Source organism: Aeromonas sp. sia0103 (genome assembly GCF_963895295.1).
Lineage (GTDB): Bacteria > Pseudomonadota > Gammaproteobacteria > Enterobacterales > Aeromonadaceae > Aeromonas > Aeromonas encheleia.
This window is the reverse complement of sequence record NZ_CAWQKG010000005.1, coordinates 55,944-67,640: the sequence shown is the minus strand read 5'-3', so window position 1 is coordinate 67,640 and position 11,697 is coordinate 55,944. Positions and strand designations below refer to the sequence as shown.

Below are 11,697 nucleotides of genomic sequence, written 5' to 3'. Positions count from 1 at the left end.
CCCAGCTGAGCTAAACGACCTGGGATAAGGCTAAATGATGGTGGGTCGTGCTGGATTCGAACCAGCGACCAATTGATTAAAAGTCAACTGCTCTACCGACTGAGCTAACGACCCATCTAAATCATTTCTACAAACTGGTGGTCGTTACTGGGCTCGAACCAGTGACCCCCTCCTTGTAAGGGAGGTGCTCTCCCAGCTGAGCTAAACGACCTGGGATTCCATGTTGCCAGATTGGTGGGTCGTGCTGGGTTCGAACCAGCGACCAATTGATTAAGAGTCAACTGCTCTACCAACTGAGCTAACGACCCCCACCTTCACCTGACACTGCTCACCTTCGGCAAACAGCTCTAACGCTTTACTTACAAAACTGGTGGTCGTTACTGGGCTCGAACCAGTGACCCCCTCCTTGTAAGGGAGGTGCTCTCCCAGCTGAGCTAAACGACCTGGGAATTCTGTCTTCACCCTGAGTGAAGAAATGGTGGGTCGTGCTGGATTCGAACCAGCGACCAATTGATTAAAAGTCAACTGCTCTACCGACTGAGCTAACGACCCTCACCACGACCAGGTCCGACTGCATTACTGCACCGGCTCTGACGGCGGCCTATATTACGGATTTATCATCCTGGCGCAATAGAAAATTCTTAAATTAAATCTGTTTGTTCACTGCGCATACAAAGCGGCGTCGTATTTACAAGACTGTTACGAAAACAGTGACCTACAGCAATACTACAACTTGCTCAGGCTCTGCTTGGCCAGCTGGGCCGGCGAGGTGTTGGGGTAACCCTTGATCACCTGTTCATAGAAGGTCTTGGCTTCCGCTTTCTTGCCGTCGAGCTGTGCCAGCATGCCGAGTTTCAGCAGAGCATCGGCCCGCTTTGGCGACTTGCTGTACTTGTTCGCCACCGTGGAGAACTGGGCCGCGGCGCCACTCCTGTCACCCTTGTTGAACATCAGCTGGCCGAGCCAGTAATGGGCATTGGGCACGTAGCTGGAGCTCGGGTACTGCTTGATGAACCCTTCGAAGGCGGGAATGGCCTTGTCGTAGTTCTTCTCCTTGAGCACCATGTTCACGGCAGCATCGTAGGCCTGGTTCTCGTCCTGATTGGTCGAGTAGTTGGCCGCAGCTGCGGGAGCGGGGGCGGCCGCAGCGGAGGCGGCAGACGCAGCGGCAGGCTGGCTGTTGGCCACCTTGTCGAGCTCCTGATACAGCTGGCGCTGACGCTCTTGCGACTGCTCCATCTGATAGGTTTGCTGCTCCAGCTGACCACGCAGTTCGGAGACTTCCCCTTGCAGCGAGTCGACCTGCTGTTGCAGCTCGGCCTGCAGACGCAGACGGGCATTGAGGGTGCGCTCCAGCAAGGCAACTCGGTCTTCCAGGCTGCCCGTGGGCACTATGGCGCCGTTGTTGCCGCTGAGGACCACACCGCCGCTATCGCCACTGAGGTCGCTCACCGGCGCGGCCGCCTGAGCGTTCAGTGCAAATAAAACGGCCATCGAAATGGCCGCTTGCTTAAACACGAATTTCATTCGGATCAAACCTTAGTAAACCAGAACCGCACGGCGGTTTTTGGCAAAGGCATCCTCGGTATGAGACATGTCCAGCGGCTTCTCTTCGCCATAGCTGACGATGGAGAGCTGCTCAGCCTGCACACCCAGGGTTTGCAGATACTTGGCAACGGCCTTGGCACGACGCTCGCCCAGAGCGATGTTGTATTCCGGAGTACCACGCTCATCGGCGTGGCCTTCGATCAACACCTTGACGGACGGACGCTCACGCAGGTAGCTGGCGTGGGCATCCAGCAGGTCGGCGTACTGACCTTGAATGTCGTAACCATCGTACGGGAAGTAGATCACGTTGTCGCGCTGCAGAGCTTCGAACTTCTGACGCATCTGCTCTTCCGGGGACAACATGCCGTTGGCGCCACCGGTTTGTACACCGCCCATGCCGTCGGTCATGCCAGACTCGGCGCCAGCGGCGTCGGAGTCGGAAGAAGAACTACAGGCAGCCAGGGTGAACAGTGGCAGTGCGATGGCCAGACCCTTGAGCAGTTTATTGAGTTGCATGCTATTTCCTTAAACCTTTATAACAAAACAAAAAACAATCGATTTTTTTTATCAATTCAAGAAGGGCGACCAAGCTGGTGCACGAATTTCACCGCTACTGGTCGGGAGCACTGCCTTGAAACGACCGTCGGTCGATACCAAAGCCAGGCTCTTGCGACCCTGATAGATGGTGGCATAGATAATCATGCTGCCATTGGGAGCCACACTTGGCGACTCATCCAGAGCACTCTGAGTCAGTACCAACATGGCTCCGCTTTCCATATCTTGACGAGCGATGCGATATTGTCCCTGAACCCGGGTCACCATCACCATGGACTTGCCGTCCGGCGTGATGGATGCCCCCTGGTTGGAATCCCCTTCCCAGGTCATCCGGCGAGTGACGCCAGTCGCCAAATTTACGCTATAAATCTGGGGTTTGCCACCACGTTCAGAGGTGAACATCAAAGTTTGGCCATCCGGCAACCAGGAGGGTTCGGTATCTATGGTGCGGTTATTTGTGACTCGAGTGAGTTGCTTGCTTGCCACATCAATGACATAGAGATCAGGCTGCCCATCTTTGGACAAAACAATAGCCAATCGACGACCATCTGGTGACCATTCCGGCGCGCCATTGATACCGCGGAAGCTGCTGATCAGGCTGCGCTGCTGGGTATAGATGTCCTGCACGTAGATCTCGGATTTCTGGTTCTCGAAGCTGACATAGGCCAGCTTGCTGCCATCCGGCGACCAGGCCGGCGACATCAGCGGCTCGCGGGAGCGCAGCAGGGTCTTCTCGTTGTAGCCGTCGTAGTCGGAGATCCGCAGCTGATACGGGAACTGGGTCCCCTGCTGGACGGAGACATAGGCCAGACGCGTCAGGAAGGCACCACGCTCGCCGGTCAGACGCTCATAGACGATGTCGGAGATACGGTGGGCAAACTGGCGCATCTGGGCACCCGGGATAGTCGCCATGCGGCTATCGAGGATGTAGCCGTTGGCTTCCCCGCCCTGGGTCTTGGCCAGCTGGCCCTTCAGCACGTCAACCAGCTCGAAGTTGATCTTGTAGGTGCCATCGCCCACGGCCGAGACGGTACCGACCACCACGGCCTCGACACCCTGGGAGGCCCAGGGGGCGAAGTTGATCTCGCCACTACTGCTCGGGGTCTGCGGCATCTGACCACGGGCCAGCGGCTTGAACTTGCCACTGCGCATCAGATCGTTGGAGACCACCTCGGCGATGTCCTGCGGCAGCTGGCCATTGCCTTCCCATTTGAAGGGCGCAATCGCGATGGGGCGTGCGCTGTCAATCCCGCCGGTGATGACGATGTCCAAGGCCGCCTGAGCGCTCTGGCCCAGCAGAAGGCAGCCAACCAAAGCAAAAAATACTTTTCTTATCATGGCTTTAGTACTCTATTCCAATAAAAATGAGAGGTAAGTTCCTTTATCAGCAAGATGCTGCCAACCACGTTCAATGCCCCCGCGCTAGTCCGCTTAGATGCTCGGCTCCAGCTTGAGGTTAAACTCCTTCAACATCTCGAATGCCGCCGGATCCTTCGGCACCGGTAGCTGATTGGCTTTCAACACCGCCGCCTTGCCGGAGCGACAGACCGCCGGGTCACCCTGGCCGCTATCCACCGAAATGACGAAGCCGCTGCTGGCCAATTTGACACCGATAGTACAGGTTTTGCCCCGCATGGTGGGATCCAAAATCATGTAGCGCTCGACCGTGGCCTTGATGAGAGCGGCATACTTGTCGACCTCACCCTTGGCTGCCGCCGAGGCGGCCTGACTGCGGGAATTGGCCTCAGCCTCCAGCTGCTGCTGCATCATGGCTTCCATCTCTTTCTGCAGCTTGGCCTCTTCGGCGGCCTTGCGCTTGCGCTCCGCCTCTACCTTGGCCTTCTTGTCGGCCTCCGCCTTCGCCTTCTTCTCTGCGTCAGCTTTTGCCTTCTTGGCGGCTTCGTCCGCAGCCTTTTTATCGGCCTCGGCCTTGGCCTTTTTCTCGGCTTCCGCCTTGGTTTTCTTCTCCGCCTCGGCCTTGGCTTTCTTGTCAGCCTCCGCCTTCTTGGCCGCATCCGCCTTGGCTTTTTCCTTCACCTTCTCGTCGGCCTGCTGCTTCTCCAGCTCTTCTTTCTTTTTCTTCAGCGCCAGTGCCTTGGCCAATTCCTCTTGCTCGCGCTTGGCCTCGGCCTGCTTGGTCTTCTGGGCGTCCAGCTTGCGGGTTTCCTCGGCTTTCTGTGCCTGCTCCTCCGCCTGCTTCTGCTCGGCTACCTTCTTCTGCTTCTCGGTCTCCGCCTTGCGGGTCGCCTCCTCGGCTTCCTTACGCTTGGTCTCGGCGATGCGCAGTCGCTCCTGCTCTTGCGCCAGCTCACGCTTGACCTGTTCGGCGTCTTCCTTATCCTTCTCTTTCTGCTGCTGCGCAGCCTTGGGTTGCGCCTTCTTCTGCTGCTGGATCTGCTGCGCCTGTTGCTCCAGGAACTCGCTGTCCAGCATCACCGCATTGACGATCTGGCCCTTCGACTCGGGTCGCTTCGGCTTGCTGAAGTCGACACCAACCAACAGGATGATGCCGATGATCAGATGCAGCAGCACCGACGCGATGAGATAACCGGAAATACCACGCTTCACATCCATCTCCGTCAGTTCACCGGATCCGTCATCAGGCCAACCTGAGGCACACCGGCTTTCTTGAGCGCGACCATCAACAGGATCACCTCTTCGTAGCGTACGGACTTGTCACCCGCCACCACCACGGGGGCATTCTGGTTGATGGCCAGATAGCCCATGGCCTTCTCGGTGATGTATTGCTGCATCGCCTCCGGGGTGCCGCTCGGTACCGGCTCGTCATCCGCCTCGCCGGCCTTGATGACGTACTCCCCCTCGGTGTTCACGCTGACGATGAAGGGAGGCTTGGCATCTTCCGGCAATTGCTCGGATTCCGCCTGGGGCAGGTCAACCTTGACCCCCTGGGTGATCACCGGTGTCACCGCCATGAAGATGATGAGCAGCACCAGCATGACGTCGATATAGGGCACCACGTTGATCTCGCACACCTTCTTGCGCCGGATCCGCTGATAGGTTTGCATTTACTTCTCACCCTGCTGTTGAGCAATCTGGCGGTTCAAAATGGTAGTGAACTCGTCCATGAAGTTGGCGTAAGCGTTCTCCAGCTTCTCTACCTTGTTGGTAAACCTGTTATAGAAAATAACCGCGGGAATGGCAGCGAACAGACCCATGGCGGTGGCGATCAGCGCCTCCGCGATACCCGGAGCCACCATCTGCAGGGTGGCTTGCTGCACCTGACCCAGGGCGATAAAGGCGTTCATGATGCCCCATACGGTACCAAACAGACCTATGTAAGGGCTGATGGAGCCGACGGTCGCCAGCACCGGCAGGTTGGATTCCAGCTCGTCCACCGCACGGGAAAGAGAGACCCGCATGGCACGATAGGTACCGTCCATCACCGCATCCTGGCCACGGGCACCGGCCTTGAGCAGGCGGGCATACTCCTTGAAGCCGGAGTAGAAGATGTCTTCCATGCCTTCGATGTCATCACGGCGGGAAGAGGACTCCTGGTAGAGCCGGTTGAGGTCGACCCCGGACCAGAATCTGTCCTCAAACTGCTCCGATGCGAGATTGGCCGCCTTGATGACCTTGGAGCGTTGGAAGATCAGCGCCCAGGAGACGACCGACATACCCATCAGGGTCATCATGACCAGTTTTACCAACAGGCTGGCTTGCCAAAACAGGCCAATAAACGAAATTTCAGCGTGCACTTAACAGCACTCCCTTCACATTTTCAGGTATTGCAACAGGTTTCATATGCGGATGACTGACACAGGCTATCTGTACCATGGCCTGGGTGATCAGTCGTCCATCAGCCGCCAGGATCCGTTGTGAAAAGCGCATGGAGGCGCGTTTCACTTCAGTCACTTGCGTCAATACGGTCAGTAGTTCATTGAAGCGGGCCGCAGAGCGGAAATCGATCTCGGTGCGACTCACCACGAAGGCAAGCCCCTCTTGCAGCAGGACATCCTGTTCGATGCCGCCGGCGCGCAGGAACTCGGTACGAGCCCGTTCCATAAACTTGAGATAGTTGGCGTTGTAGACGATGCCTCCGGCGTCGGTGTCTTCGTAGTAGACACGTACCGGAAACTCAGAGACTTCCCCCATAAAAATCTGTGATCCATTCGACAGTCAGATGGGGGGCTATCATAGCGCAGGGCTGAATAGGAAAGAAGCAGGGGGAGACAGGGAAATCCCACCTCCTCCCGTTTTTTATGGCAGGGAATAGCTCATGGTCAACCGGAGCCCACGCAACGGGCTGGCAGGGCAAACCAGGGAGCAAAACAGCAGCCAACCGATGACGTCGGTAAGCAGGGGGAGACAGAGGGAGACAGAGGGAGACAGAGGGAAACAGAGGGAGACAGAGGGAGACAGAGGGAGACAGAGGGAGACAGAGGGAGACAGAGGGAGACAGAGGGAGACAGAGGGAGACAGAGGGAGACAGAGGGAGACAGAGCAATTCTCGCCTCCCCCCGTTTGTTATGGCAGGAAATAACCGCTGGTCAACCAGAGTCCGAACAACAGGCTGGGCAGGGCGAGCCAGGGGCAAAACAACAGACGACCGACCAAGCTGCGGGGGTGGAACCCCAGCCCGTGCATCACCCCGCAACAGACCGCCCACATCAGCCAGGGCGCGAGCCAGAGGCCGTGCTCGCTGGTGTTGGCGGCGATCAGGTTGGGGGCCTGCAAGATGGCGACGGCCAGCAGGGTCGCCGCCACCAGCATCGCTCCTTGCCAGGGTTGGCGCTCCAGCGGAGCGGCCAACCGGGCTAGGCGATCACTTGTTTTCATCGATCTGACGATCCAGGTTCTCGGTGTGTTCCAGCCAGAGCGCATTGATGATCCCAAACGCGCAAGCCAGCAACAGACCCAGTATCCAGGTGAAATACCACATATCAGGGCACCTTCTTAGTAGAGCGATTGTTGGTTGTCTTCGATGTGCTTGTTACTCACCCGGCCAAACATCTTGATGTAGGTCCAGATGGTATAGGCCAGCACGGTCGGGACAAAGATGGCCGCGACGACCGTCATCACCTTGAGGGTGTTGAAGGAGGCGGTGGCATCCCACATGGTCAGGCTCTGGGATGGCTCCAGGCTGGAAGGCATGATGAACGGGAACATGGAGAAGCCCGCCGTCAAGATGATGCCCGCGATGGCCAGGGAGGAGAACAGGAACGCCATCCAGCCCTTGCCCAGCTTGGCCGCAAGCGCGGTCAGCAGGCTCATCACCAGGCCCAGCACGGGAGCGGCAATCATCCAGGGGTAGAGGTTGTAGTTCTGCATCCAGGCACCGGCCTGCACCACCACTTCCTTGTGCAGGGGGTTGGTGACGGCATCGGTCGCCATGTTGCTGACCACCACATAGCCATCCATGCCACTGACCCAGACACCGGCCAGCGCGAAGGTGACCAGGGTCAACAGCGAGAACACAGTGGCGGCGGTGCGGGAACGGGCCAGCACTTCACCCTCGGTCTTCATCATCAGCCAGGCGGCGCCCTGGGTCACGATCATGAACAGGCTGACCAGGCCGGTCAGCAGACCGAACGGGTTGAGCAGACCGAAGAAGTTGCCGTGGTAGGTCAGCATCAGGAACTGGTTGAAGCTGAACGGCACACCCTGCAGCAGGTTGCCGAAGGCGACCCCGAAGATGATCGGCGGCACGGCGCTACCGATGAACAGTGCCCAGTCCCAGTTGTTGCGCCACTTGGCGCCTTCCTGCAGGGAGCGGTACTTGAAGCCGACCGGACGGAAGAACAGCGCCATCAGGGTCAGGATCATGGCGATGTAGAAGCCTGAGAAGGCCGCCGCATAGACCATGGGCCAGGCGGCGAACAGTGCCCCACCCGCCGTGACCAGCCAGACCTGGTTACCTTCCCAGTGCGGGCCCATGGTGTTGAGCATCACCCGACGCTCAACATCCTTCTTGCCGACGAAGGGGAGCAGAGCGCCCACCCCCATGTCAAAACCGTCGGTGACGGCGAACCCGATCAGCAGGACACCGACCAGCACCCACCAGATCAAGCGCAATAATTCGTAATCAAACATGAGATCCTCTCCTTATGCCTTGCTCTGTTCGAAGTGGTACTTGCCCGTTTTCAGACTGCTGGGGCCCAGACGCGCATACTTGAACATCAGGTACATCTCGATGATGAGCAGCACCGTGTAGAACAGGCAGATCCCGATCAGGGAGAACCAGATCTCGGACGCAGGAATGTTGGATGCGGAGACCGAGGTCGGCAGCACTTCGGCTATGGTCCAGGGCTGACGGCCATATTCCGCCACGAACCAGCCACACTCGATGGCGATCCAGGGCAGCGGAATACCCCACAGCAGCGCCTTGAGCAGCCACTTGCGCTCACCGATCTTGTGGCGGGTGCTGTCATAGAAGGCCAGGCCGATCAGCAGCAGCATCAACATGCCGCACGCCACCATGATGCGGAAGGCGAAGAACAGCGGGGCCACCTGCGGGATGGAGTCATCCACGGCGGACTTGATCTGCTCGTCGGTCGCGTCGGTCACGTTGCTGGTGTAACGCTTGAGCAGCAGACCGTAGCCCAGATCCTGCTTCACCTCGTCGAAACGGGCGCGGGTATCGTCGGACTTGTCACCGGATTGCAGCTTGGTCAGCAGGTCATAGGCCACCATGCCGTTGCGCACGCGCAGTTCATGCTCACTCTTCAGATCCTTCAGACCGGTCACCTGGCCGTCCAGGGAACGGGTCGCGATGATGCCGAGGGCATAGGGGATCTTGATGGCGTAATCGGTGCGCATCTCTTCCTGATTCGGGATGCCGAACAGGGTAAAGGAAGCCGGTGCCGGCTCGGTGTTCCACTCCGCCTCGATGGCGGCCAGTTTCACCTTCTGCACTTCACCCGTCTCGTAACCGGACTCGTCACCCAGGATCAGCACGGACAGGATAGAGGCCATGCCGAACGCGGCCGCGATGGCGAAGGAGCGACGGGCGAAGGCCACATCACGACTCTTCAGCAGGTAATAGGAGGAGATACCCAGCACGAACATGGCACCCGTGGTGTAGCCAGCCGCCACAGTGTGGACGAACTTAACCTGCGCAACCGGGTTGAACACCAGATCGGCGAAGCTCACCATCTCCATCCGCATGGACTCGAAGTTGAACTCGGCACCGACCGGGTTCTGCATCCAGCCGTTGGCGACCAGGATCCAGAGGGCGGAGAGGTTGGTCCCCAGCGCCATCAACCAGGTGGCCGCCAGATGCTGGCGCTTGGTGAGGCGATCCCAACCGAAGAAGAACATACCGACGAAGGTGGACTCCAGGAAGAAGGCCATCAGCCCTTCGATGGCCAGCGGGGCCCCGAAGATGTCGCCGACATAGTGGGAGTAGTAAGCCCAGTTGGTACCGAACTGAAACTCCATGGTAAGCCCAGTGGTGACCCCGAGGGCGAAGTTGATCCCGAACAACTTGCCCCAGAACTTGGTCATGTCCCGGTAAACAGAGTTGTTGGTCATCACATAGACAGACTCCATGATCGCCAGAATGAAGGCCATTCCCAGCGTCAGGGGTACAAACAGGAAGTGATAAAGGGCCGTCGCGGCAAATTGGAACCGCGATAGGTCTACCACATGCTCAGCAATCATGATGTTTCCTCACCGATTATTGGCACGGCTATTTTAAGTTTTAAGGACAAAGCTTCCATTGGAAGTCCCCGAATGGTCGGTCACATCCCGGTTGACACCGGTGACCGGATTCGACTGCCACCACATTAACAACAAGGCAATATACAGGAACAAAAAAAGCTAATGTTTAACATTTAATAAACAAGAACTGTAATTCCATTCCCGCCTATAATGACCGCCGTTTTATATCACCTTTATTTGATTGAAATCAATGTAAAACCATCATCAATACATGCCTTTTCAAGGCAACTTACCAACGGGTGCAGGTTAATTTTGAGAGCTTGTTCACAAAAAACACTTATCTATAAATGTTTGATTTAAATCAACTTTAGATAAATCGATATTAGTTTCAATTCTGTTAAAAGAATAGTGTGGCGGGGCGATTTCATTCTGTATTTCCCAATCTGAACCACCCGCGGCAATTCCAATTTAAAACCAACAAAAACACATGTTTATGCTTATTGGACCGGCTACCACATTAATTACTTTATCTAATCCGAAACAGGTAAATTTTCTTGTTTGTCCGGCCCGGAAAGAGCTCCTACAATGCGCCTCGCAGTGAGGGTACGCCCCTGAGTACAGGCCGGTCATTCTGGGTTCCCGGTATGTATTCGATGAACATCTCGAACCTGTTTGTTGGAATTTAAGATGAAAAAGTTTGTTGCCAAGACCATTCGTTACTACAAGCTTTCGTTCGTTCAGCTCTATCAAATGAACCGACTCTGAAGCCTCGCGACGGCTCCTTTGTGTTTTTCCGGTCTGTCTCTGGACACTCTCACTGTCTGTGAACATCCATCCTGAATTGTCTTTGCCCACCCTGCTCAGCGGTGGGCTTTTTTTTGTCAGAATAGTAAAAAACCGCCCCTGAAGGCGGTTTTTTGTTCAATCAGCTGTTTTTATCCCTCATCGGGCCGTTGCAGGCCGAAGTGAGCATAGGCTCTCGGGGTCGCCAGCCGCCCTCTGGGCGTGCGCTGCAGGTAGCCCTGCTGGATGAGATAAGGCTCAAGCACATCTTCTATGGTGTCTTTCTCTTCGCCGATCGCGGCCGCCAGGTTATCGAGGCCGACCGGGCCCCCCATAAACTTGTCGATGACAGCCAACAATAACTTGCGGTCCATGAAGTCGAAGCCCTGATTATCCACGTCCAGCATGTCCATGGCACGGGCCGCTATGGGTCCATCAATCCGGCCATCGGATTTCACCTGGGCGAAATCCCGTACCCGCCGCAACAAACGGTTAGCAATCCGCGGCGTACCCCGGGAGCGGCGCGCCACTTCCAACGCCCCATCCCCCGACATCTCGAGCCCGAGGCAACGGGCGCTGCGCGCGACTATGTCGGTGAGATCCTTGACGTTGTAGAACTCCAGCCGCTGGACGATACCGAATCTGTCCCGCAGCGGGCTGGTCAGCGAGCCGGCCCGGGTGGTGGCGCCGATCAGGGTGAAGGGGGGCAGATCCAGCTTGATGGAGCGAGCGGCAGGCCCTTCCCCTATCATGATGTCGAGCTGGTAATCCTCCATGGCCGGATAGAGCACCTCCTCCACCACAGGGCTGAGACGGTGGATCTCGTCGATGAACAGCACGTCGTTCGGCTCGAGGTTGGTGAGTAGCGCCGCCAGATCCCCTGCCTTCTCCAGCACCGGACCCGAGGTGGTCTTGATGTTGACCCCCATCTCGTTGGCCACGATATTGGCGAGCGTGGTCTTGCCAAGGCCGGGCGGGCCGAAGATCAGCAAATGATCGAGCGCCTCCCCGCGCTGGCGCGCCGCCTCGATGAAGATCTCCATCTGGGCGCAGACGGGATCCTGACCGGTGTAATCGGCCAGCTTCTTGGGCCGGATGGCCCGATCGATGACCTCCTCCTCGCGGGCGGCACCGGCCGAGATAAGACGATCCGCTTCAATCATGCATTACCCCACGCACACCGAAGATCGA

General features: G+C 57.3%; 12 protein-coding genes and 5 tRNA genes. All 17 read right to left on the bottom strand.

Annotation, left to right across the window (positions count from 1 at the left end; all coding sequences use genetic code 11):
- Nucleotides 1–38 precede the first annotated feature (38 nt).
- Nucleotides 39–114, bottom strand: a tRNA-Lys gene (locus tag AACW18_RS02020).
- Nucleotides 115–135: 21 nt separating this feature from the next.
- Nucleotides 136–211 (bottom strand) — tRNA-Val (locus tag AACW18_RS02015).
- A 21-nt stretch (nt 212–232) separates the two neighbouring features.
- A tRNA-Lys gene (locus AACW18_RS02010) sits at nt 233–308 on the bottom strand.
- Nucleotides 309–368: 60 nt separating this feature from the next.
- A tRNA-Val gene (locus tag AACW18_RS02005) sits at nt 369–444 on the bottom strand.
- Nucleotides 445–476: 32 nt separating this feature from the next.
- Nucleotides 477–552 (bottom strand) — tRNA-Lys (locus tag AACW18_RS02000).
- A 174-nt stretch (nt 553–726) separates the two neighbouring features.
- On the bottom strand, nt 727–1,527 hold the full coding sequence (ybgF, locus tag AACW18_RS01995) for a tol-pal system protein YbgF (RefSeq protein ID WP_042653375.1): 801 nt from the start codon (nt 1,525–1,527) through the stop codon (nt 727–729).
- A gap of 12 nt (nt 1,528–1,539) precedes the next feature.
- On the bottom strand, nt 1,540–2,064 hold the full coding sequence (gene pal / locus AACW18_RS01990; RefSeq protein ID WP_042013644.1) for a peptidoglycan-associated lipoprotein Pal: 525 nt from the start codon (nt 2,062–2,064) through the stop codon (nt 1,540–1,542).
- 51 nt (nt 2,065–2,115) lie between these two features.
- Nucleotides 2,116–3,441 (bottom strand): Tol-Pal system beta propeller repeat protein TolB, encoded by a 1,326-nt coding sequence (tolB, locus tag AACW18_RS01985; protein WP_218292421.1) that lies wholly within the window; start codon nt 3,439–3,441, stop codon nt 2,116–2,118.
- A gap of 93 nt (nt 3,442–3,534) precedes the next feature.
- Complete coding sequence (tolA, locus tag AACW18_RS01980) at nt 3,535–4,677, bottom strand: cell envelope integrity protein TolA (protein WP_042653373.1); 1,143 nt, start codon at nt 4,675–4,677, stop codon at nt 3,535–3,537.
- A gap of 5 nt (nt 4,678–4,682) precedes the next feature.
- A complete protein-coding gene (gene tolR / locus AACW18_RS01975) occupies nt 4,683–5,129 on the bottom strand; it encodes a protein TolR (RefSeq protein ID WP_218292420.1) in 447 nt (148 codons plus the stop codon).
- The gene (gene tolQ / locus AACW18_RS01970; protein ID WP_042653371.1) at nt 5,130–5,819 is read right to left on the bottom strand and encodes a protein TolQ; all 690 of its coding nucleotides are present in this window, start codon (nt 5,817–5,819) and stop codon (nt 5,130–5,132) included.
- A complete protein-coding gene (ybgC, locus tag AACW18_RS01965) occupies nt 5,809–6,216 on the bottom strand; it encodes a tol-pal system-associated acyl-CoA thioesterase (RefSeq protein ID WP_218330096.1) in 408 nt (135 codons plus the stop codon). Before ybgC ends, tolQ begins: the two co-directional genes overlap by 11 nt.
- 372 nt (nt 6,217–6,588) lie before the next feature.
- Complete coding sequence (locus tag AACW18_RS01960) at nt 6,589–6,900, bottom strand: cyd operon YbgE family protein (protein ID WP_256352008.1); 312 nt, start codon at nt 6,898–6,900, stop codon at nt 6,589–6,591.
- Entirely contained in the window at nt 6,887–7,003 is a 117-nt protein-coding gene (gene cydX / locus AACW18_RS01955; RefSeq protein WP_033130708.1) for a cytochrome bd-I oxidase subunit CydX, read from the bottom strand. Before cydX ends, AACW18_RS01960 begins: the two co-directional genes overlap by 14 nt.
- A gap of 14 nt (nt 7,004–7,017) precedes the next feature.
- Nucleotides 7,018–8,154: a cytochrome d ubiquinol oxidase subunit II gene (cydB, locus tag AACW18_RS01950; RefSeq protein WP_042653368.1), complete on the bottom strand. Its 1,137-nt coding sequence runs from the start codon at nt 8,152–8,154 to the stop codon at nt 7,018–7,020.
- Between the two features lie 12 nt (nt 8,155–8,166).
- Nucleotides 8,167–9,723 (bottom strand): cytochrome ubiquinol oxidase subunit I, encoded by a 1,557-nt coding sequence (gene cydA / locus AACW18_RS01945; protein ID WP_042653367.1) that lies wholly within the window; start codon nt 9,721–9,723, stop codon nt 8,167–8,169.
- A 935-nt stretch (nt 9,724–10,658) separates the two neighbouring features.
- Nucleotides 10,659–11,669 (bottom strand): Holliday junction branch migration DNA helicase RuvB, encoded by a 1,011-nt coding sequence (gene ruvB / locus AACW18_RS01940; protein ID WP_042653366.1) that lies wholly within the window; start codon nt 11,667–11,669, stop codon nt 10,659–10,661.
- Nucleotides 11,670–11,697 lie beyond the last annotated feature (28 nt).